16 protein-coding genes are annotated in these 23,092 nt (G+C 63.7%); 4 read left to right on the top strand and 12 right to left on the bottom strand.

Annotation, left to right across the window (positions count from 1 at the left end; all coding sequences use genetic code 11):
- Window positions 1-43 precede the first annotated feature (43 nt).
- Window positions 44-274: a helix-turn-helix transcriptional regulator gene (locus tag RF701_RS17680; protein WP_288937362.1), complete on the top strand. Its 231-nt coding sequence runs from the start codon at window positions 44-46 to the stop codon at window positions 272-274.
- A gap of 110 nt (window positions 275-384) precedes the next feature.
- The gene (locus RF701_RS17370; RefSeq protein ID WP_308815795.1) at window positions 385-594 is read left to right on the top strand and encodes a hypothetical protein; all 210 of its coding nucleotides are present in this window, start codon (window positions 385-387) and stop codon (window positions 592-594) included.
- A gap of 276 nt (window positions 595-870) precedes the next feature.
- On the opposite strand, the gene RF701_RS17365 is transcribed toward RF701_RS17370, so the two are convergent.
- From RF701_RS17365 to rfbC, 8 genes are all read right to left on the bottom strand, one after another.
- Window positions 871-1,272: an autotransporter domain-containing protein gene (locus RF701_RS17365; RefSeq protein ID WP_308815794.1), complete on the bottom strand. Its 402-nt coding sequence runs from the start codon at window positions 1,270-1,272 to the stop codon at window positions 871-873.
- A gap of 168 nt (window positions 1,273-1,440) precedes the next feature.
- Window positions 1,441-2,169 (bottom strand): IS21-like element helper ATPase IstB, encoded by a 729-nt coding sequence (gene istB / locus RF701_RS17360; RefSeq protein WP_017977237.1) that lies wholly within the window; start codon window positions 2,167-2,169, stop codon window positions 1,441-1,443.
- Window positions 2,156-3,667, bottom strand: a complete 1,512-nt coding sequence (istA, locus tag RF701_RS17355; protein ID WP_017977238.1) for an IS21 family transposase — start codon at window positions 3,665-3,667, stop codon at window positions 2,156-2,158. Before istA ends, istB begins: the two co-directional genes overlap by 14 nt.
- Before the next feature lie 75 nt (window positions 3,668-3,742).
- Window positions 3,743-10,417 carry an autotransporter outer membrane beta-barrel domain-containing protein gene (locus tag RF701_RS17350; RefSeq protein ID WP_308815793.1) on the bottom strand — a complete coding sequence of 2,225 codons (6,675 nt, stop codon included), beginning with the start codon at window positions 10,415-10,417 and terminating at the stop codon, window positions 3,743-3,745.
- An 856-nt stretch (window positions 10,418-11,273) separates the two neighbouring features.
- Window positions 11,274-12,143: a glucose-1-phosphate thymidylyltransferase RfbA gene (rfbA, locus tag RF701_RS17345; protein ID WP_308815792.1), complete on the bottom strand. Its 870-nt coding sequence runs from the start codon at window positions 12,141-12,143 to the stop codon at window positions 11,274-11,276.
- Window positions 12,140-13,027 (bottom strand): dTDP-4-dehydrorhamnose reductase, encoded by an 888-nt coding sequence (rfbD, locus tag RF701_RS17340; RefSeq protein ID WP_308815791.1) that lies wholly within the window; start codon window positions 13,025-13,027, stop codon window positions 12,140-12,142. The genes rfbA and rfbD overlap by 4 nt, the downstream gene beginning before the upstream one ends.
- Window positions 13,028-13,078: 51 nt before the next feature.
- Complete coding sequence (gene rfbB / locus RF701_RS17335; protein ID WP_308815790.1) at window positions 13,079-14,128, bottom strand: dTDP-glucose 4,6-dehydratase; 1,050 nt, start codon at window positions 14,126-14,128, stop codon at window positions 13,079-13,081.
- A gap of 13 nt (window positions 14,129-14,141) precedes the next feature.
- The gene (gene rfbC, locus RF701_RS17330; RefSeq protein ID WP_308815788.1) at window positions 14,142-14,783 is read right to left on the bottom strand and encodes a dTDP-4-dehydrorhamnose 3,5-epimerase; all 642 of its coding nucleotides are present in this window, start codon (window positions 14,781-14,783) and stop codon (window positions 14,142-14,144) included.
- A gap of 486 nt (window positions 14,784-15,269) precedes the next feature.
- On the opposite strand from rfbC, the gene gmd reads away from it, so the two are divergent.
- Window positions 15,270-16,337 carry a GDP-mannose 4,6-dehydratase gene (gmd, locus tag RF701_RS17325; RefSeq protein WP_308815787.1) on the top strand — a complete coding sequence of 356 codons (1,068 nt, stop codon included), beginning with the start codon at window positions 15,270-15,272 and terminating at the stop codon, window positions 16,335-16,337.
- Entirely contained in the window at window positions 16,337-17,299 is a 963-nt protein-coding gene (locus tag RF701_RS17320) for a GDP-L-fucose synthase (RefSeq protein WP_308815786.1), read from the top strand. The genes gmd and RF701_RS17320 overlap by 1 nt, the downstream gene beginning before the upstream one ends.
- A 30-nt stretch (window positions 17,300-17,329) precedes the next feature.
- Here RF701_RS17320 and RF701_RS17315 read toward each other — a convergent pair whose 3' ends face one another.
- The 4 genes from RF701_RS17315 to RF701_RS17300 all read right to left on the bottom strand — a co-directional run bounded on the left by RF701_RS17315 (window position 17,330) and on the right by RF701_RS17300 (window position 23,037).
- Window positions 17,330-18,877: a glycosyl hydrolase family 28-related protein gene (locus RF701_RS17315; RefSeq protein ID WP_308815785.1), complete on the bottom strand. Its 1,548-nt coding sequence runs from the start codon at window positions 18,875-18,877 to the stop codon at window positions 17,330-17,332.
- Entirely contained in the window at window positions 18,867-20,030 is a 1,164-nt protein-coding gene (locus RF701_RS17310) for a hypothetical protein (RefSeq protein WP_308815784.1), read from the bottom strand. The genes RF701_RS17315 and RF701_RS17310 overlap by 11 nt, the downstream gene beginning before the upstream one ends.
- A gap of 70 nt (window positions 20,031-20,100) precedes the next feature.
- Entirely contained in the window at window positions 20,101-22,314 is a 2,214-nt protein-coding gene (locus tag RF701_RS17305; RefSeq protein ID WP_308815783.1) for a polysaccharide biosynthesis tyrosine autokinase, read from the bottom strand.
- 12 nt (window positions 22,315-22,326) lie between these two features.
- Complete coding sequence (locus RF701_RS17300; protein ID WP_308815782.1) at window positions 22,327-23,037, bottom strand: polysaccharide biosynthesis/export family protein; 711 nt, start codon at window positions 23,035-23,037, stop codon at window positions 22,327-22,329.
- Window positions 23,038-23,092 lie beyond the last annotated feature (55 nt).

Raw genomic sequence — 23,092 nt, 5'->3', positions numbered from 1 at the left:
TTGGGCGCCCTTGGGTCTGCAAACAGATCCAGGAAAATCGAAGATGACGTCTTACCCGCACATCACGTTGACGCAGCGCGAGGAAGAGGTGGCCCGCCTCGTCATGAAGGGGTATTCCGCCAAGGAGATCGCGAAGGGGCTCGGTAGCAGCCCTCGAACTGTCGAACAGCATATCGTGAACATGAGGAACAGGCTTCTAGCGCGGGATCGTACCCACATGGTCGCGCATCTGCTTCTTCGCGGGATCATCATAGCGACAACCAGCGACCTTTGATCATTTGTTAAGCATGTGGGGATTTTTTATGGGCGAGAACTGCATTTGTTTAATACGCGTTCACTAGGTATTACAGCAGAAATCGAACGTAACGACGTTAGCGTTGAGACATGACGATCGATGAACTCGAGAACGAGGCGCTGCTGACACTGCATCTCGCCCGTAAGGCCGCTCCGGTAGAAGCGGAGAGATTGCGTCGCCGGGCCGCAACGCTCATTCGTTTAGCCAGCACCCAGGGCGGAGCGGGCGGAATTATCCTGGGCAATCAGCCACCGATAGTGCGAACGATTGCCGCCACACAGGGCGATCATCGATTTTGATCGCCATCCCATCATTCTTGGCCCCGCCAGGACAGGCGAACACGCAAGGCTTCAGCTTGGACGACGGGAGCGGCCCGGTGCGCTAAACATGCTGCCATCGCGATGCTTTCACGATCGTTCGCCGGTTTTGGCGCAGCCCGCGTTCAGCGCGGTTGATCGGGCGCTACTCGATAGCCTTTCCGACCCGGTTGATGGACGACGGTCTGCCCCGCCAGGCCGCCGCCACAACCTCCGCCGATGAACCGCCTCCTCTCGCTCCCGGATCGCGGATTGGCGCTAAAAGCGTAATCTCACGCCCGAGTTGATGCTTTCGCGATGATCGTTGCGGCCGGTCTGCGCTTCGACGGTGGAAAAGAGCTCGAGGCCGCTCGTCATGCGATAGGAGAGACCGGCTGATGCCGTTCCGACCACCTGCGCGCGCTGCGCGCCGGTCGCGACCAGCGATAGGGGCGCACCAGCATAGCCGGCGACCGCGGTCGCGGTGCGACCTTCGATCTGTGTACGTACACCAAGACCGACATAGGGCCGGAATGCGGCGTCCGACGTATCGGCTCGCCCCAAGCTGATGCCAGCATCCGCAAAGCCTGCGACATGGCGGTCGCGAGCGACGGTAAGCGCGAAGACGCCCCCGGTTTCGACAGTACGGTCGCGCGTCGTGCGGATATAGGTGATTGTCAATCGGCGTCCAAAAAGGACCCCCTATCGGCGTGCAAAAGGGACCCCCTTCGTCGAGCAGCGTGACGGGTATGACGGGCGCTTTGTTCGCGCTGGTTGCGGCGTAGGGCGGGCGTAGCCCGACCGGAGGCGCAACCAGCGCGAAGCGTTCTCTGCCGGTGGTCCTGGGCGTCAACTGCGGTGCTTGAAGCGCCAGCTGTCATTGCCCGTTTCGACGATGTCGCAATGGTGGGTAATGCGGTCGAGCAGCGCGGTGGTCATCTTGGGGTCGCCAAAGACGGTCGGCCACTCGCCAAAGGCGAGGTTCGTCGTGACGATGACCGAGGTCTGCTCGTAGAGCTTGCTGACGAGGTGGAAGAGCAGTTGGCCGCCCGAGCGGGCGAACGGCAGGTAGCCAAGCTCGTCGAGCACCACCAGATCGAGCCGGGAGAGCTGGGCTGCCAGCGTGCCGGCCTTGCCAAGACGCGTTTCCTCCTCAAGCCGGTTCACCAGGTCCACCGTGTTGAAGTAGCGCCCCCGGGCGCCGGCCCGTACCACATTGGTGGTGATGGCGGTGGCGAGGTGCGTCTTGCCTGTGCCCGTCCCACCGACAAGCACGACGTTGCGCCGGCCCGGAAGAAACGAGCCGCTGTATAGCGAGCGCACCAGTCCCTCGTTGATGGGGGTGTCATCGAAGACGAAGGCGTCGAGGTCCTTCACCGCGGGCAACCTGGCGGCCGACATCCGGTAACGGACCGACGCTGCATGGCGGTGCGTCGCCTCGGCACGCAGCAGGTCGGTCAGGACCTCCATGGTCGTGCGCTTGCGCTGGAGACCGGTGGTGACCGCCTCGTCGAAGGCGCCAGCCATGCCCTTCAGCCCCAACTCGGTCATGGCCGTCATCATCTCATGCCGCTGCATGGAGACCTCGCAGGCTGTCATAGCGGTTGCAGTCGGCGCGGGGCGGATGGCGCAGCGCCAGGTCCTCGGGGGTGACAATGGTTAGCGGTCGTGGCGGTTCTCGCCTGCGGGCCAGGATGTTGACGATGACGTCGTCGCTGGCGGTGCCGGCCAGCAATGCTTCGCGCACGGCCGCTTCCACCGCCTCGAGCCCGTCATCGAGCACTGTCGCCAGCACCCGCACGAACCGCCGGTCGGCGTCGTCGCCGGCGCCGAGCTTGCGCCGCAGCCGTGACAGCGCAGGCGGCAACTCCCAGCCCTGGAACGGTGCGCCGTTGCGCAGGGCGCCCGGCTTGGTCGCCAACACCGGCAGATAATGCCACGGGTCGTAGATGGTCCGGTCCCGGCCAAAGAACCGGGGATGGTCGGCGACGACTTCACCGTCGCAGCGCACGAGGATGCGGTCGGCATAGGCACGGACCTGCACAACGCGCCGAACCGTCCGGGCAGAAACGGAGTAGCGGTTGCGGTCGAAGCTGATGAGGCAAGTGCCGCTTACCGCGTGCTCGCTCTCGTGGAAGCCGTCGAAGGGCGCGACAACAGGCTGGAGCACCGCCCGTTCGGCTGCCCATGCCTGGGCGACCGTCAGTTCCTTCCGCTCGGGATGCCGGTGCATGTCGGCCCAGCGCCGACACTCGGCCTCCAGCCAACCGTTCAGCTCCTCGAGGCTGGTAAATCGCAGGCGTGGCTGGAAGAAGCGGCCGCGCGCGGTCTGCACCTGGTTCTCGACCTGACCCTTCTCCCAGCCCGACGCCGGTGAGCAGGCGGTCGGCTCGACCATGTAATGGTTGGCCATGACCAGGAAGCGCCGGTTGAAGACCCGCTCCTTGCCCGTGAACACGCTCGTCACCGCCGTCTTCATGTTGTCGTAGATGCCGCGCGTCGGCACGCCTCCGAAGAAGGCGAATGCCCGCGCATGCGCGTCGAACAGCATCTCCTGTGTCTCGCGGGGATAGGCGCGCACATACATCACCCGTGATGCGCACAGCCGCACATGCGCGACCTTTACACGCATCGGCTTGCCCGAGATCTCGACGTCCTCATGGCTCCAGTCGAACTGATACGCCTCGCCCGGCCGGAACAGCAGCGGGATGAACGCCGGCGCATCCATCACATCGCGACGCCGCGCCTGCCGCCAGCGAGCCGCATAACGCCGCACCGCGTCGTACGAGCCGTCGAACCCCTCGCGTAGCAGCAGGTCGTGGATGCGCGTGAGGCGCAGCTTCTCGCGCCGCGGTCGTGCCTCGTCTTCCTCCAGCAACGCATCCAGTCGCGCCTGAAACGGCCCCAGCTTCGGCAGCGGCTGCACCTCCCGCCGGTAGCCCATGTCCGCCTCCGGCGCCCGGATCGCCTTGCGCACCACCTTGCGCGACAGGTGCAAGTCCCGCGCTATCGCCTTGATGGCCTTCCCCGACGCGTGCTCGCGCCGGATCCTCAACACCGTCTCCAATACCAGCATCCCGATCTCGCCGCCTGACACACGCCAAGCGAACAGCCTAGACCACCGGGATGAGGGGTCCCTTTTCGACGCCGATCACCCCGCTACCGGGGTCCCTTTTCCACGCCGATCCACATAGGTGATTCCAGCCTTGGGCGTCAGCACCCAGTCGTCGCCAGCCGGGATAGCGTAACCTGCCGACAGATCGCTGATCCAGCCGTGCAGGCCATAGCGGCCCGATGCACCGACCCCATTGGGCAAAGTGCGCATCGTCGTGGCATCGCCGCCATCGTAAAGGACGGAGGCAGCGAGATACAGGCCGTTGACTGCATAGCGGCCATGGATGCCGGCTACGAAACCATCGGTGCGCGTGCTCGCGGCGAGGGCGTCGATCCGCTGGCGGCTGTCGAGATAGCCGCCGAACGCACCGACCGTCCAGGCGCGGTTGCCGACACCGATGCCGCCCAGGAAGCCGTAGCCGCTCGTCTGTGCCGTCGATGTTCCGGTCGTGCCGTTACCGGCGAGCCTGTGCCACTGGCCCAGCCCCTGCGCGAAGGTGAAGGCGTGGATGTCGTCGCGGTCCGTCGTGGCGAAGGCGGGGCCGCGTGCCGTATCGACCAGCGTCAGCGCCTGGTCGACACCCAGTTGCTTCGCCGATGCATAGGGTTCGGGCGTCAGCCGCGCGAAGGCCTGCGGATTGGAGGCGCCACTTGCCAGCAGCAACGAGGGGAGGGCGTCGAACAGGGCGCTGGTCGCCGGCTGCACCTGGATCGCGGTATTGGCATAGGCGATGCTGCGCGCGACCTGCGGACTGAACGATGCATCGCCCAGGAACTGCCCGAGCAGCTGGATGCGATCGGCACGCTGGACGATGAAACCGAACAGCGAGGCAGCCTTGTCGATCGTCGTATAGCTGCCGGTGATCCCGCCGCTCGCAACGATGAGGTCGTAGGAGGTGCCGGGACGAATCTGTCCCTCCGCGACGATCTTCAGCGTTGCGCCGGATGTGATCGCGACGCTGCCGTTGACGCGCAGCTGGTCGGCAACGGTGGGCGTGATCTCGAAAAGCGAGGTCGAGCCAGCCGCAAGTGAGACATTGCCGTTGACCGTCATCGTTCCTGGCGATGCGCCCGGACTGAGGATGCCGGCGACCGCGATGTCGCCCACCACGGTGCCGGCCGAGCCGAACGTCGCGCCCTGGCGGACGACGAACTGGCTCGCGCGCATCGTCGACCCCGTCAAGCCGACCAGTCGCCCCCCCGACATGTCGACAGCACCGAAGCTGGCGTTACCCGACACGGTCGCGAAGCCGCCGGTCATCGATAGCGCCTCGACGTTGGTGACGTCACTGAAGGCGACAGGAGCGGCGCTGGTGCCGCCCGAGATTTGGATCGTATCGCTGCCCGCGCCGCCATCGACCGATCCGGTGAAGGTGCCGGCGATGGTGAAGCGGTTGGCGCCGCTACCGAACATGACGGGTGCGGTGAGCGACGATCCGGCGGCCACGGCAAGATCGGTGTCGGCGACTATGCGGTCGTAGCGATGGCTGCCGCTCAGCGTCAGCGTGCCATTGCCCTGCGTACCGAGGATCTCGAAATCGGTGAGGATGCCGCTGGCCAGCGTGCGGTTGCCGGCCAGCTCGAGCGTCGCAGTGTCGGTGCCTGCGCCGCCCGAGACGCTGCCCGCAAGCGTCGATCCCGCCGCGAGGAACAGGCCGTCATTGCCCGATCCCAGGCTGATCGTTCCGGCGAGCGTGCCGCCGTTGGCGACGGCAAGCGTTGTATTCCCGTCGGCAAAGGCGATCGCATCGCCTGCCGTGCCGAGCGTACCCATGACCGTCAGTGCGCCGCCCGCAAGGGCAACGCGTTCGAAGCCGGTCGCCATGCCGGCGAGCGTCACGGGTGCGCTGGCGGTGAAGCGCAGCGTGTCGGTGCCCGTCCCGCCCATGTAGAGCCCCGTCGCGCGCGTCGTGCCGAGCGCGAGCGTGTCGTTGCCCGCGCCCATGTTCGCCGCGGCGACATCGCCATCGACTGCGAATGTCTCCGCCGCATCCGATCCCGTCACGGTGCCGACGCCGAGGCCGTTGAGCGCCAGGGTGAGTCCCGTGCCGGCAAGGCCGATCGAGCGGAAGCTCTGGTCGAGCGTCAGCGCCAAGGTACCATTGCCTTCGACCGACAGCCGCCCGAAATTGACGCGCCGGCCGATCCCGCTGCGGTCCCCTGCAAGCTGCACCGTGTACAGGTTGTCGCCGGTACCGCCATCGACCATACCGACGACCCGACTGCCAGGTCCTTCGACGAACTGGTCGTCGCCCGCCCCGAGCAGCACCGATCCGCCGATCGTGCCGGTGTTGACGACCCGGTCGTTGCCGGCCCCGAGATCGATCGTCCCGGCGATCGTCCCCGCGTTGAGCACCGTTTCGGCGCCATCGCTGCCCGCGATCGTCGTCGTGCCCGTGCTCGACAGCGTCCGTCCCGCCGCGACGCTGATCGTGCCGCCCGACACGCCGATCGCATCGAAGCGGAAGCTGCCGGAATAGGCGACGGTGCCGTTGCCGATCTGGCTGAATCGCTCGAAGTTGATGAACTGGTCGCCGTTGACCGCGCCGCCACGCGTCGCATCGACGACGAGGCTGTCGGTACCCGCGCCGCCATCGACGGTGCCGACGATTACCGCGTCCGCTGCCTGTACGAAGGTATCGTCACCATCGCCGAGGAAGACGTTGCCCTCGATCCGGCCACGGTTTTCGATCCGGTCGTTGCCACGGCCGAGATCGACCGATCCGATGATCGTGCCGCTATTGACGATGCGGTCGTCGCTGTTGCCCAGCGTCTGGATCGCACCGGCAAGCGTCGTGATGCCGTTCGACTGGCCGAACAGGTCGTCGGCATCGAGCGTCGTGCCGGTTCCACCACGGATCGTGCCGCTGTTGGTAAGGTTGAGCGCGGTACCGGACACGAGCAGGGCGACGGCGCGGGTGCCGCTTGCCTCGATCGTCCCGCTGTTGGCGATCGCACCGCTCACCCCGGGATCGGTGTACAGGTCCAGGCCCGCGACCGGATCGGTCACCTTGTAGGTGACGACGCTGCCCGGGTAATAGCTATAGGTGACGATACCGCCATTGCCGGTCGCGCGGATCGTACCGCTATTATCGATGGCGTAGGTCGATGCGGCACTGCCGATCACCTGCACCGAGGCGGCCGAACCGCGGTCGCCACTCGCGGTGATCGCGCCGCTGTTGGTCAGCGTCACGGCAGCGGCATTGGTCGTATAGTAGGAGCTGCCGGCGGTGACCGACAGCGCATCGCCGTTCGCCGCGGTGATCGTGCCGGTATTGGTAAGGTTGAGGAGCGATGGCGTCTGCTGCGTGGCGAAGGTCGCCGACACGGCCATCCCGCCGTCGATCGTGCCACTGTTGCCGGCGCTGATCCCGGCGAGGCCGGAGCCGGTCAGGGTGACGGCGTCATAGACCCCCGACGAGAGGACAGTTCCGCTGTTGTCGAAGGCCAGCGTCCCGGCGTTGAGGACCTGGTACACGCCGTTGCCGGCAAGCGTCTTGCTGCCCAGCGTACCGCTGTTGGTCAGCGAGGACAGCGCGCCGCTCATGCCCCCGGCGATGGTGCCGCGGTTGATGAATGCAGCGAGCGTGTTGCCCTGGCCGACGCCGGACATGCCGGTCAACAGATAGGTCGACGCGCCGCCATCGATCATCGCCTCGTTGATGATCGTACCGTCGCCCTGGAGATAGACGGCGTTGCCGATGCGCTGCGTCGCGGTGAGCGTGACGCGCGTATCGGCGCCGAGCGCCTCGACATAATCCGCTTCGAAGTTGATGCCCGGCCGTTTGTCGAGCGCGATGCTGCCGCTGGTGCTGCGCGAATAGCCGAAGGTGTCGAACCCGTTCCCGCCGTCGATTGTCCCCGACACGCCGGTCGTGTCGCCCTTCTGCAGGAAGAAGTCATAGCCCTGGCCGAAGGTCAGGTTGCCGGTCAGCGTGCCGCCGTCCGCGATGTAGGCGACCGAACCATAGGCATTGGGGGATGCCGTGACGTTGCCGACGATGGCGCCGCGATTGACGATCAGGCCGCCATTAGACGCATCTATTGCGGTGGCGGCGCGGATGATTCCCGCCGCCTCGTTGACGAGCTTGGTACCATAACCCAGGCTGATGGCGGCGGCCTTGCGGCTCTCGATCGTTCCGCTGTTCGCGATCGATGCGGTCGCATAATAGGAATTGGCCTGCACCGCGATACCATCGGTGCGGATCGTTCCACTGTTGGTCAGCGTCGTGAAGCCGGTAACGCCGACGGCATTCGACCCGACCGTATCGGTGATCGTGCCACTGTTGACGATGGTGCGTGCACCACTGATCGCGGTGCCGGCACCCACCAGATTGATCGTCCCGGCATTGGTGACGGTCGTCCCGCCCTGGATGGCGATTGCCGGGTAATAGCGGCCGGTCGCATTGGCGACGCTGATCGTGCCCGTGTTGGTGACGTCGGCGCTGCCGGCGTTGATCGCGCTCAGCGTGCTGTACAGGTTCTGCGTCGTTGCCGTCAGTGCCAGCGTGCCCGCATTGCTGATCGACAGCGCCGGAACGACGTTGGTCGCTATCCCGGCCAGCTGGTCGGTCGACGGGATCGTCGCATCTATCAGGGTCCGGTCGGTGATCGAGACATTGGCGTTCAGCGCGACCGACCCCTTGCCGGTCAGCCCGATCGTCGTCGTTATCGGGGACACGCTCGTCAGAGTCAGTGCCGCGCCGTTCGACACTTCGTAGGCCAGTCCTTCGAAGCTGTTCGGCAGGGCGAGTGTCGCGTTCGCATCCGCGCCGACACGATAGCGGATCGTGTCCCAGCCCGCCCCGGCATCGACTCCGCCAATCGCGCCGGCAAGCGGGCGACCCGCCGTCGCCGCCAGGTCGACCACCAGTTGGTCGTCACCGCCGCCTAGCCGGATCGCCCCGCTGACGCTGCCGCCATTGTCGATGTAGACGTCGTTGTTCGAATCGAAGCTGGATGCTTGGGCAAGATTGACGTTGCCCGTGATCCGTCCCGCATTGCCGACAATCGTCGGCCCGTTGCTCGCGATGCCGCCCGCCACTGTACCGCCTGCGGCATTGATGAACGTCGTACCATAGCCGAGCAGGATGCCGGTCGTCCCGCCGCTGATCGAACCGCTGTTGGTCAGCCGTCCGCTCGTAAGCGCAAGACCGGTCGTGGCGCCGGTGATCGTGCCCGCATTGGTCGAAGCGCTCGAGAGATAGGCAGAGACGCCGATGCCGCCGGTGGAGCGGATGGTGCCCGTATTCGCCAGCGTGCCCGACGTGATCGCGGCGCCGGTTCCGGTCGCGCTGATCGTGCCGGTGTTGGTCAGCGTGCCATACACCGATACGCCCCCGCCACCGGTGGCACTGATCGTACCGCTGTTGGTCAGCGTTGCGGGCGTGCCGACCGCATAGCTGCCGGTGTCGCTCAAGGTCGCGCTGATCGACCCCTGGTTGGTGACCGCGAGGCCGAACGAGGCGAAGCCCGCGTTGATCGCCTGGCCGGTCGTGACGAGCGCCGCCTGGTTGACGAGTGTGCCGTTGCCGCCGAGCTGGATCGCGGTTCCCGTGGAAAATCCGGGGGCGAGCGTCGCGATGGCGTTGTTGCTGAGGTCGAGGCCGAGCCGTTCGAAGTTCGTCGGCAGGACGATGCTGCGGAACGTCGTGTTGGCATCGACGCCGAGCGCGATCGTGTCGATCCCCGCGCCCCCGTCGATCGTGCCCGTGATCGAACTGATCTTGCCGGTCACCGCGTCGTAGCGCGCGCGCAGCGTGTCGTCGCCCGCACCCAGCGTGACGTTGCCGTTGATCGTGCCGGCACGCGTATCGATCGTGCTGCCTTGGCCGGCCGGCGCGGTCGAGATGACGGAGCCGTTGATCGTGCCCGCATTGCTCAGCGACAATGCTCCGGTGGTGCGGATTGCGGTGGCGCCACCGCCGATCGTCGCGCCGGCCGCATTGGTGACGTAGAGATAGCCGGTGCCACTCAGCGTCGTCGATCCGCTGCCCGAGACGATCCGGCCGGTATTGGCGATGTTCATACCCGACAGCGTCGTGGCGACGGCGCTGTTGCCGCCGCCATCGATCGTGCCTGCGTTGGTGACGTAGGCTATCGTGCCCAAGATGCCGCCGATCGTTCCGGTGGCCGCGTTGGTGACCGACAGCGAGCCGAATCCCATCTGATCCGCCACGACTGCCGGGCCATTGGTGCCGGTAATCGTGCCTGCGTTGCTAAGCGTTGCGTAGATGGATCCGTTCGGGTTTCCGGCGTCGCGCCGGATCAGCAGCCCCTGTGCGCCGCTGAGTATTCCGCCCTGAAGGACGGAGATCGTCGCACTTGCGGACGGGCTGACGCTCACGATGCTGCCCGGAATGCAGCTGCCCACCGAAGCGCCGGCATAAGGGTCGCATGGTCCGGTCGTGGCGGGGCCGGTAGACACGAACAGACCAGGCTTGGTGTTGCCGCCATCAACCGTTCCGCCAATCTGGAAGGTCGCGTTAGAGGAAGTCGACAGGAGGGCCGCGGATCCATTGCCTGGCCGGACGACCGCTCCCGGCGCCACGACGACACGCGTATTGTTCGTGGCGACTGTCAGTCCGTCCCCGTCGGTACCGGTGCAGGTCGTCGTACCGTTGGTGATCGTCGGATCGGGCGCACATTGCGCGAATGCCGGCCCCGCTACGAGCATCGCCCCCAATACTGCACTCGTTTGAAGCGCACGCACGCGTACCCGCCGGCCAAGCGGCATCGTCTTCGCAACAGTCATGAAAATCCCCGGTTACTATCGGCACATTATGTGCGAGATACAAATGTGTCTAGACTGAAACATTTGGACGGGTTCACCCCGACAATGGCTACGCTTCATTGTACGGTTTCAGTGATATGGCGGGTAACTGGCGCGCGACATTCACACGACTGATACATTCTTAAGGCTGGTGACGCCTTTGGCGTATATCATGTAGGCCCCGGGGCCTGCAGAAACATTCAGGCGGCTATGGCCAAGAGGCGTTCAACGACACGGCGCGCAAACACCATGAGAGACGGATTAACGATTGAACAGTTAAATGAGCCAATACAACAGCTGGTCTCGCAAGCGTGATGACGGCCGCTACAAAAGGCGGTACATTGAGCGCCATGCGATCCGAACGCGTTATGCGCCCCCTCTTGATGGCCCCCCTCCTGGCAGTCATAGCCCTTCCGTCGGTTTCCGGCGCTCAGACTCGTTCTGCGCGCGATACAGCGACGGCATATGGCGCCCGGCTTAACGCAAAGGGCCAACCAGCCAATCTCAATCCCGCACGGATCAACAATCGGATCGCATCGCGGGTTGAGAACCGCCTTGATCTGCGGATTGAGCGCTACCGCGTCGATGCGACGAATGACCCGGGCGCGGCGTTCAAGACGACAACGGACGATAAGAGTCGTTCGGCTCCGGTAATCTCACCGCCGCAGCAACAAAATATCGATGATACCGGACGGTAAAGCGTTACGAGACAGGCATGTCGTTCGATCTGCTCGTCGGCCACGATATCAAAGATACTTCCCGCAGCGTGTGACAGAGTCAGTCAAGCTGTAGAGCATCAGACGCTGTCTACAGCTCGCAGAATCGCCCGACCATATGCTGTTTTCTTGAAGCGCTCACCGGCCGTACGAGCCTGCTCAGCGGAAATGAAGCCCATCTCAAAGGCGATTTCTTCGAGGCAGGCGATCTGAACGCCTTGGCGATGCTGCAGCGTGCGGACGAATTCACCGGCTTCCAACAGGCTGTCGTGCGTGCCGGTGTCGAGCCAGGCATAACCGCGCCCCATCTGCTCGACGTAGAGATCGCCCGCTTCCATGTAGAGCCGATTCAGATCGGTAATCTCGAGTTCACCACGCGCCGATGGTTTCAGGTTGCGCGCATAGTCGACGACGCGGTTGTCATAGAAATACAGACCGGTCACCGCATGATTAGACTTCGGTTGAACCGGCTTTTCTTCTAGGCTAACAGCTTGGCCGCCTTCGCCGAAGCCCACCACGCCGTAGCGCTCGGGATCCTCGACTTGATAGCTGAACACTGTCGCGCCACTCTCACGCGCGACAGCGCGGTTGAGCAGGGTGGTGAGATTTGCGCCGAAGAAGATGTTGTCGCCCAGCACCAGGGCAACCCGGTCGTTATCGATGAAGTCGGCGCCTATAGTGAATGCCTGGGCGAGACCATCGGGGCTCGGTTGCTCGGCGTAAGAGATAGTCAGTCCGAACGCCGACCCATCAGCGAATAGGCGGCGGTAATTGTCGATGAATTCGGGGCTGGAAATGATCAGGACATCGCGGATCCCCGCCAGCATTAGAACGCTGAGCGGATAATAGATCATCGGCTTGTCGTAGACGGGAAGCAGCTGCTTGTTCACCGCGAGCGTCGCCGGATGGAGCCGCGTACCCGAGCCACCGGCGAGAATGATGCCCTTCACTGTTCAGCTCCGATCAGTTCGTCGAGAATGTTGCTAAGCGCCTCGCGCCAGTCCCGGGGGGTGATGCCGTACGCATCGTGGATAGCGTCATGGCTCAGCAATGAATTGGCCGGACGGCGTGCCGGGGTCGGATAATCGCTGCTGGGAATCCGAGTGACTTCGGCCGAGGGGCCGCCACGCTGCGCCGACTGGCGGAAGATTTCGACGGCGAAATCCGCCCAGCTGATATCGCCGGCATTGCTGAAGTGGAAGGTGCCGGTCGGCGCGTCCGCATCGTCGGCGAGGCGGACGGCGATTGTCATCAGCGCCTGGGCCAGGTCGGCCGCGCTCGTCGGACTGCCGCGCTGGTCGTCGACCACGGTCAGCCGGTCGCGGCCTTCGGCGACGCGAAGCATCGTCTTCACGAAATTGCTGCCGTGCGCGCTCACCACCCAGGCGGTGCGGACGATCGCATGGCGTGCCCCGCTGGTCCGCACCGCGAGTTCCCCGCCCAGTTTGGACGCCCCATAGACGCCCAAAGGCGCAACCGGATCATTGATCTCCCACGCGCCCGCCTTGTCGCCGGCGAAGACGTAGTCGGTCGAGACCTGGACGAGCGGGATGCCCACCTCAGCGCAACCCTGCGCGAAGGCGGCGGGCGCCATCGCGTTGACTTCCCAGGCAGTGACGACGTCGGTCTCCGCCTTGTCTACTGCGGTATAGGCGGCGCCGTTGATCACTGCCGCCCAGGGGCGTGAGGCGACCATCCGCTCGATCGCAGCCGTATCGCGCAGGTCGAGATCGGCGACATCGAGCGCGGTCACCCGCCACCCCTCGGGCCAGGCGCAGCGCTGTAATTCGGTGCCAAGCTGACCGCCCGCACCGGTAACAAGGATATGACGCACCACATCATTCATCGCGGCAATCTCGTGTCGACACATATACAGGTCGTCATGTCAGGCCATGCCGCGGCGTTCGGCCGCCTTTGCCGCGATCAGCGGACGCCACCAGTCTTCGTTGGCGAGATACCATTCAACCGTCTTGCGGATACCCGTCTCGAACGTTTCGGCCGGCGTCCAGCCGAGTTCCTCGCCAATGCGGCTCGCGTCGATTGCATAGCGCTTGTCGTGCCCGGGGCGGTCGGTGACCTCGGTCATCTGGTCAGCGTAGGACTTGCCGTCGGCGCGCGGGCGTAGCTCGTCTAAGATCGCACAAAGTGTCTTCACGACCTCGATATTCTGGCGCTCGTTGTGCCCGCCGACATTATAGGTGCGCCCAGGTTGCCCACGCTCGAACACTGCCTGCAGGGCGCGGACGTGATCCTCGACGTACAGCCAGTCGCGAACCTGGTCGCCCTTGCCGTAGATCGGCAGCGGCTGGTCATCCAAGGCCTTGGCAATCATCAGCGGAATCAGCTTCTCAGGGAAGTGGTAGGGGCCGTAGTTGTTCGAGCAGTTGGTGATCAGCACGGGCAAACCGAAGGTATGGCCCCAGGCGCTGACAAGGTGATCGCTGCCGGCTTTCGACGCCGAATAGGGCGAGCGTGGATTGTAGGGCGTCTCTTCGGTGAACAGGCCGGTATCGCCAAGCGAGCCGTAAACCTCATCGGTCGAGATATGGTGGAAGCGGAACGCCTCGCGGGCGGCATTGTCCAGCCCCAGCCAATAGGCGCGCGCCTCGGCGAGCATCGTATAGGTGCCGACGACATTGGTCTGCACGAACGCGCCGGGCCCGTCGATCGAGCGATCGACATGGCTTTCGGCCGCCAAGTGAGTGATGATATCGGGCTTGAACTCGACGATTGCGGCACGCACTGCCTCCGCATCGCAGATATCGCCCTGAACGAAGCGATAGCGGTTGCTGCCCGCGACCCGCTCGACCGTCGACAGCGTGCCGGCATAGGTCAGCTTGTCGAAGTTCAGGACCTCATGGTCCGTGTTCTCGATCAGATGCCGGACGAGCGCCGAGCCGATGAAGCCGGCCCCGCCGGTGACGAAGATGCGCATTGCGTATGGGTCCTCAGGCGAGCGGCGCGAGCGGGCGGCCGTCATAGGGGAAGGGGCTATCGAACTCGGCGAGCGTCGGCTGCACCTTGTCCTTTCCCGAAAGTTCCGGCGTCACGCCAGCGGGTAATGGCCAGTCGATGCCGACACTATCCCAGCGGATGCCACCATCCGCTTCAGGCGCATAGGTATCGGAGCATTTGTACGTCACCTCGCAATCCGGCTCGAGCGTCACAAAGCCGTGGGCGAAGCCGATCGGGATGAACAGCTGGTAGCCGTTATCGGCCGAAAGTTCAGTGCCCACCCAGCGGCCATAGGTCGGCGAACCCCGCCGCACATCGACCGCGACATCGAAGATTCGCCCGCGGATGCAGCGCACTAACTTGTCCTGCCCGCGCGGTGGGGTCTGGAAATGTAGCCCGCGTAGCGTGAAGGCAGGGACGGACAGCGAGTGGTTGTCCTGAACGAAAGTTATGTCAATTCCCAGCGCAGCGAAGGCAGGGACTGAGTGAACCTCCGTGAACCAGCCGCGTGCATCGCCGAACCGCGTAGGAGGGATGAGCTTGACGGGGGAGAGCATAGCGATTTGCGAATAGAAGCTGGTTTGCGGATCGGCAATCGCCAGCGATGCAGAAGTATGGCCTTGCGCAAATTGCATGCCTCTATGGGCTGGGTGTCAATTCCTTGTTGCCCAAACGCCTTTAACCTTCAGCGTTTCGGGGCACGGCGAAGGCTCGTTCAGCTGTTCCGCAAACCCGCCTTGGTCGTCTTCACGACTGGCATACAATACCCCGCTTGCCGGCTGCGAAGGAAAAAGCAGATCGCCGAATTTTTTCATCCCTCACGTGCTGCGTGCCTCCGGTACGCTCAGCTGCTCCCCGGAGCAGCAACTCCAAACGCTAACGCGGAGGCATTTAAAGGTATGAGTATGGCGAAAAACCTGTTGGTTAGCCAGTGCAGCGGGCAGCGTCGATGACTTGTCCGCCCCGTCCCTTTCTGCGATGCAGCGGCTTTCAACGATACCGTGCTTCGCTGCGGGGTAGCCATACCCTACCAGTCGTCCGGCAGTGATGGCGGTCGGAGGTAGTAGGCCAAGTCGTCAGGCAGGCGCGGGTGTCGTGCTAAGGATCAGGGAGTTTGGTTAGTGAGTGAACGCAAGGTTGCGCTGATTACTGGCACAACGGGGCAGGACGGTGCCTATCTCGCTGAGCTGCTGCTCTCGAAGGGCTATGAGGTCCATGGGTTGAAGAGACGCTCGTCGTCGTTCAACACTGGGCGGATCGAAAATATTTATCAGGATCCGCACGAGGAGGGAGCACGTTTCCACCTCCATTACGGCGATCTTACTGACAGCACAAACCTGATCCGGCTGGTACAGCAGGTCCGCCCCGACGAGATTTACAACCTCGCCGCGCAGAGCCATGTCCAAGTTAGTTTCGAAACCCCCGAATATACCGCTAATGCCGACGCGATCGGGACCCTGCGACTCCTAGAGGCGATGCGGATTATTGGGCTGGAGCAGACTTCGCGCTTCTATCAGGCCTCGACGTCCGAGCTCTATGGCCTCGTTCAAGAAGTGCCGCAGAAGGAGACAACTCCCTTCTATCCACGCAGCCCCTATGCCGTCGCCAAGCTATATGGCTATTGGATCGTGGTCAATTACCGCGAAGCATACGGGATGCATGCATCGAACGGAATTTTATTCAATCACGAGAGTCCATTGCGTGGTGAGACTTTTGTAACCCGCAAGATTACCCGTGCAGTCGCTGCAATCAAGCTTGGCCGGCAAGATAAGCTTTGGCTCGGCAACCTAGATGCTAAGCGCGACTGGGGTCATGCCCGTGAATATGTTCGCGGCATGTGGCTGATGCTACAGCAAGACAAGCCTGACGACTATGTACTGGCGACTGGGGTAACAACCTCGGTGCGCACGTTTGTCGAATGGGCATTTGCTGACGTCGGCATAACATTACGCTGGGAAGGGGAGGGCGAGCGCGAGAAGGGTTATTGCAGCCAAACTGGTCAATGCTTGGTAGAGGTGGATCCTCGCTATTTCCGTCCGACTGAGGTCGACCTCCTAATTGGAGACCCGACTAAGGCGCACGAGAAGCTGGGCTGGACCCATGAGACGAGCCCGCGCGATCTCGCCCGTGAGATGGTGCTCGCCGACCTCGAGGTGATGCAGCACGCGCCGATCGCCAAGGGGGCGTGATGACCGAGGGATATGATCTCACCGGTAAGCGAGTCTATGTTGCCGGGCATCGCGGGATGGTCGGCGGGGCTATTGTCCGGCGCCTCGCTCGTGAGAATTGCGAGGTACTGACCGCTGGACGCGAGACGCTCGATCTTCTTGACCAGCGTGCTGTACGCGACTGGTTTGCAGTCGAGCGCCCCGATGTGGTAATCCTCGCCGCGGCGAAGGTCGGTGGCATCCTCGCCAACGACACCTGGCCGGCCGATTTTCTCTACGACAACCTAATGATCGAAGCGAACGTCATCGAGGCGTCGCATCGCAGCGACGTTGGTCGGCTGCTGTTCCTTGGCTCGTCCTGCATCTATCCCAAACTCGCGCGCCAACCGATCACCGAGGATGCGCTCCTCACCGGTCCGCTCGAGCCGACCAATGAATGGTATGCGGTCGCCAAGATCGCCGGGATCAAGCTTGCCCAGGCTTATCGCCGCCAGCATGGACGCGACTATATCTCGGCGATGCCGACCAATCTCTATGGTCCCGGCGACAATTTCGACCTGAAGGGCAGCCATGTCCTGCCTGCGCTGATCCGCAAGGCACACGAGGCCAAGATGCAGGGCCAATCCGGACTCGACATCTGGGGCACCGGCACCCCTCGGCGCGAGTTCCTCCACGTTGATGACCTTGCTGACGCCTGCGTCTTTCTCCTCAAGACCTATTCGGAGAACGAGCACGTCAATGTCGGGTTTGGCGACGACGTGACGATCCTCGAGGTTGCGCGGATGGTAATGGCAGTGGTCGGCCTCGACGGTGAGGTTCGCACCGATCCCACCAAGCCCGACGGCACTCCACGCAAGCTGATGGATGCGGGGAAGTTGCGCGGTATGGGGTGGGCCCCGCGTATTGGTCTGTATGAGGGGATCACCGACGCGTATCGCTGGTTCTTGGAGACGGGCGGTGCGGCGCGCGGGATGGCGAGATAGCACTACCAAGGGTCGGCATACGGCGCTGGATCAATGAAGGAGAGTCGTGAACACGGTCACAGGATTTCCCTCGACCCGCATCTGAAGTTCGGCGCCGCTGGTTCGGAAAGCGAGTATCCGTCCGGTCGCATTGAGTGGCGCGACGACGTCGCGCACCGTGCCGCCCTGCCAGTCTTTGATCAGGCGCAGTTGGGCGCCGCCTGTCGGGTCATAGCCTGAGACGATGCAGGTTCCGCCAAGCCCCGTGCGCGAGGTTGCGATCGTTGTGAACTCTCTGCCAACCTGGATGTCGGTGCGCGACAGAAAGCCGTCAGTCGCCGCGATCGCCCCACCATTCTGTAGGGTGATCGCCGCTATCCGGTTGTCTGGGGCACCGTTGAGAAAACGACGCCCGCCGGCAACCGTATCGGCATGGTTGCCGAGAAAGAATCCTGCCGCGCCAGGACCCGAAACCGCCAAATTACCCTCATTGGTCGCGACCCGTGCGCCATCGTCGCACAATCGCACCCCGGTCCTGACCAGGCTGAACAGGCTGTCGCGAACCGACACAGTCCCCGGGTTATCAACCACAGCGACGAAGGGTGCCGTACCGTTCAGAACGAAATGGCAATGGTCGAACCGGATCGTCGAGGCGGCCGCGGTGCCGGGATAGACTCCGACATGGGCGATCGCAGCGGCGCGGATATCCTCGAACCAGCAGTTCGAGAACCCAACTTGAAGAAGATTATAAGCGGCGATCGCGCGAGTGCGCAGTGCCTCGAAATTGGTGTTCTCGAAGCTCCACTGGATCCCGAACGACCCGACTACCGCGGCCTCGCAGCCGAAGGCGTTGAAGATCATCGTGTCTCGGACCCGGTTCAAATTCTGCTGGTTGGTCTGGCCATAAGCGTCCGCCAGCGCCGCAATCGCGCCATGCCCGCTGTCGGTCGCGCTGCCGAGATAGCCATCGCGGCACCGATCCCATAGTACGAAGATGAACAGGCCACGATAGCTGGTCCGCAGCGTCAGATAGGTCTCGATCGCGCGAAAGGTGAAATAGCCGGAATAATGCGTGCGCCTGTCCTGCGCGTAGAAGCCGGCATTGGTAACCCCAGGTGCTGCGGTACAGGCAAGGTTCTCGAAGACGCAATGGAAGACATGGTCACGCGAGGCGTTGCGGAAGGCCGAGCTGCCCGACCGGGTCACGATCAGCAGTGGCGCCCGCGCCATCCCCGACTTTTCGCCGATGATCTGCATGTTACTGATTACGTCGATCCCGGCCACCGCATAGCCGGCTGGGGTATAAGGGACGAAGACCGACTTGCCGGTCGCGATCGCGGCGTTGAATGCGGTGGTATCGTCGGTGACGCCATCGCCGCGCGCGCCGAAGTCGGCGACCGACACCGTTTCGCGCAGCTTGCTGTCGACGCTGCGCGGCTGCGCGCCACGCCCCGCCTGGAGGAACCCGTTGCCACTCTCTACCCGAACGCGCGGCGCTGCGGTAACCTGATAGCCGAGATAGGGTACCGCAAGCGCACGGAACGAGCTCAGCGTTGTTCGCCGAGTTATCCCGGACCGATCGTCCTGGTTATCGTCCATCGCTGCCCATATGCACCGGCGTCAGCACGACCTCCTCGACCCGGCCGGTCGTCCCGCCAATGGCATCGGAGGGGCGCACTATGAGCGCGAGCGTCTGAATCGGACAGTCAGTTGGAACGGTTACTTCGGCCGCGAACGGCCCGTTGCCCGCTCTCAGCACGGCGCGTCCGAGTTCACGCGCGTCGTTGCGGCATTGCAAAACCCAATAAGGTTCAGCCGCTGCGTTGTCAGCTATCCCACTCGCTCGCCCGGCGATTTGATAGCGACCGGGGGGAAGCAACTGGGCCTGGGCGATCACCGCGCCGCCCAGGCTCGCTGGCGCGCTGAAATTAAGCCCGCCGTCCCCGGTTGTGGCGACGATCCCGTCAGCGTTGACTGGCAGCCAATCGAGTACCGATGGGGTATCGGTCTGCGCAGCGAAGCGCGGGTCACGTCCTCGCCGGCGGTCAGCACCGCGGTGGGTCGAGGCGTAATAACGCCATGCCGCGTCGAGCCGCCCGGCCTTGACCAGTGCGTCGATCGCATCGCGCCTGGCGGTCGGTGGCACGGGTACCCGTGCGCGTGCAAGGTCGGTAAGGAGGCTGGCGGTGACATCAGGGTTGACAGCGCCTGCCGCGACGAAGTTGACGAAGTCGGCGCCCCAAGCAGGGCGCGTAGCCAGAGTGCGGACTACCTGCTGCCGGATCGTAGGGTCGGCGCTCGCCCCGCCCAGTACCGGAAAGAGAAGTTCTGAAAGATAGGGGTGCGTACGCAGTGCGATGTCATAGGCACGTAGTGCCCCCGGCACGTCACCGCGACCGACTGCGTCCTCTATCTTCCAGAGTTGTGTCTTGAGATCACGGCGTGACAGACGGTTTGCTTGGTCAAACAGCCGGCGCGCGCTCTGGCGGTCGCCTCGGACATCGGCGTCGATACCAAGCGTGGAAAGCGCGGCAACCGCAGTCGGGTCGAGTCGTAGCGCCTCTCGCGCAAGCACATCGGCGCGAACCCGCTCGGTGGGATCGGCCTCGCCATCAGTGATCATCGCAGCGATCCGCGCCGCGATCCGCCCATCATAAGGTGCAAGGCGATAAGCGAACTCCGGGCTTATTCGAGCCGCGACTTGCGCGACGGAGAAGCTGATCGCCAGATACCCTGTCGCAGCCAGTACCACTGCCAGGACCCCGCGTACGGCCCATTCGCGTGACGACCGCCGCGCCACCCTACGCCGGCCGGTCACAGGGTCAGCTCCGATCCTTGGCATCGCGCCCATAGCCATAGCCGTATTCATAGCCATAGCCATAATGTGCCCGCCGCGCCTCAAACTTGGTCAGGATACCGCCGATGATGCGGGCATTGGCGCTGACCAGTCGGTTGAGTGCGGTCTTGACCAAGCTCGACCGGATACCGTGCGATTCGACGGTATAGATCACGCCCTCGACCCGGCTGCCTATCAGCGGCGCGTCGGCCAGTCCCATGACCGGCGGGGAATCGATGATGACGTGATCGAAATGCTCGAGCAGACGCTCGATCAACAGCGACAGGCGAGTGCTGGTCAGCAGCTCCGCCGCGTTGGGCGGGATCGGACCCGCTGACATTGCGGTGATGCCGAGATCCGCCATCTCGAAGGTCATCGTATCGATCCGGTCGTCGCCGGCGAGGAAGTTGCTCAGTCCGTGGTCGTGGCTGACTCCGCCGAGATGGTGGACGGAGGGCGAACGCATATCGCCGTCGACCAAGATGACCCGGCGTTGTGCACGCGCCAGCATCGTCGCGAGCGCCAGTGCGGTGGTCGACTTGCCCTCCGCCGGCCGGGTCGAGGTGACGGCGAACGAGCGCGGCACACCGTGTTCGGTGGTGAAACCGAGGTTGGTATTGACTGCCAGATAGGCGTCAACAAGGTCCGACTTGCGATTGAGCAGTTCGTTTCGTGGGGTCGTCCCGTCCTCGACCTTCGGGACCGAGCCAAGCAGGGGTAGGCCGAGGCGGCGCTCGATCTCCGCCGGATCGGCAATGGCTTCGTCCAATTGCTCGAGCGCGAAGGCAAGACCGACGCCGATGCCGAGCCCGGCGATGAGTGAGATCAGCAGATTGAAGAAGAGGCGTGGACTCGACGGGCGCTGCGGCACGTCAGCGGCATCGACTACCGAGATGTTGTTGACTCCGACCCCGCCGGCAATCCCGATTTCCTTATAGCGCTGGAGCAGGCCGTCGTAGAGCGAGCGGTTGGTATCAACCTCCTGCTGGTAAATATTGTACTGGATGCTGCGTCGGCGCAGATCGAGATAGTTCGACTTGAGCTTGTCAACCCGCGCCTGGAGCGAGTTTTCCCTTTCGCGCGCCTCGCGATAGTCCGCCTCAAGCGAACCCGAGACACGGCTCTCCTCGCGCGCGATCGATCGGTCGAGCTGATCGATCTGCGACTGGATTGCCTTGGCGGCGGGGTAGCCCGGTTCGAACTGGACCATCATCCGCTGGTAATCAGAGGCAAGCTCGGCGCGGCGCTGGCGGAGATTGTTGATTGCAGCGTTGCGTAACGCCTCGGCCGAGGCGCCCGAGCGGCCGGCTTGGTTGAACCGTGCTTCCATCTGAATGCGGTCTGCGGTCGCCTGCGCCAGGGCCGTATTAAGCGCGGCGAGGTCATCAGCGACGATCGATCGTTCGGAGGTGGTCTTCCCATCGCCCCCCGTCTGCGAGGGGAGGTTGATGATTTGTTGCTGCGAAGCATAGCCGACCAGTTGGCGCTGGCTCTCGTCAAGCCGCTCCTTCTGGATTGTCAGCTGCCGCTCGAGCAGGTTGCGACCATAGGAACTGGCCTGGACCTTCCGCTCGAGATTGGTCCGGATGAAATTTTCCGCCCAGGCGTTTGCGATCCGCGCCGATAGCGCCGGGTCGGGACTGGTGAAGCCGATGTCGACCAGCCGCGACAGTCGGGTTGGATTCACCGACAGGTTGTCGCGCAAAATCTTACCCGCGACCCGCTGCCGCTCGGCGCGTCCGCCGGCGGGATAGCGGCCGTTGACGAGCTGAAAGGCGGGAAGATCAGATTTGAACCCGAACAGCGAGAAGAATTTGGGATCGTCGACGAGACGGACCTGATTGGCGACCGATTCCGAAAGGGCACGTGAGCGCAGCAGACCGTACTGAGTCTGATAAAATTCTTGGTCGATCGGGCTGCTCTCGCGCTCTACCCCCTGGAAATTGGTAACCTGCGCTGACTCTCGAGCAATCTCTACTGTCGCAACCGCGGTGTATTTCGGCGTCATCAGCAAGGTGGCGATGAGACCAAGAAGAACGCAGGCGACAGTCGCGCCGATGATGAGGTAGCGCCAGCGCCGCGCCATCCGCAGATATTGGCGGATTTGCAGGCCCTCGCCGGCCGGTGCGCCGGAAGCGAGGACCGGGGCGGTCAGCGGGCCGGGAGCCGCACCTTGCAGCTGGGGAGTGTGAAAGTTCATGCCCACGGTGCCTTACTGCAGGATGGCGATTAGGGGCGCCGCGATCAGCGGCGAAAGCGAGACGAAATCGCGGAACAGGCGCCGCTGCGGAGAATCGCCGACGACGATGACGTCGTTGGCGTAGATCGCGGGATCGTCATAGGCGCCGCGGCGGATCGCCCCGACGTCGTAGAGCCCGGCCATCTTGCGTCCTTGCACGGTACGCAGCACGACGACCTCGTCGGTCCGAGCGAACTCGTTCATCCCCTTGGCCGAGGCAAGGGCGCGGAGCAGCGTCATCTGGTTGGTGACGGGATAGAGGCCAGGCTCGACGACCTGTCCGTCGATCGTCACGACTTGGCTGACCGAACTCTTGATATTGACCGTCACGTCAGGGTCGCGAATGTAGCGGCGACGCAGGCCGCGCTCGATATCGGCGGCCAGTTCCTGCGCGGTGCGGCCGCGTGCATCGATCGCGCCGATCAGCGGCATCGCGATCCGCCCGCTGGCGTCGACCTGCACCTCGCGTGAGAGGTCAGGAACGTTGAAGACGTCGACCTGGATCGTATCGAGCGGCCCGATCAGCGAGGGCCGATCCCCAGCGGTCAAATCTTGCCGGCTGGGGGCGGGCAGGGTCTTGCTGTCTTCCACTACGGTCAGCCGGCTGGTCGAGACGAGTGGCTCCCGCCCTCCGCATCCCGAGAGCGACATCATCATGAACAGGGCAGCGAAAAAGATGCGCATACGGTCGGAAGAGCTTTCGAACAGATCGAAATGAGGACCCAACGCCTATAGAAGC

The sequence above is a fragment of the Sphingomonas sp. GV3 genome (assembly GCF_031082075.1).
Classification (GTDB): Bacteria; Pseudomonadota; Alphaproteobacteria; order Sphingomonadales; family Sphingomonadaceae; genus Sphingomonas; species Sphingomonas beigongshangi.
The sequence above is the reverse complement of the archived record's forward strand: the minus strand, read 5'-3'. Positions and strand labels throughout refer to the sequence as shown.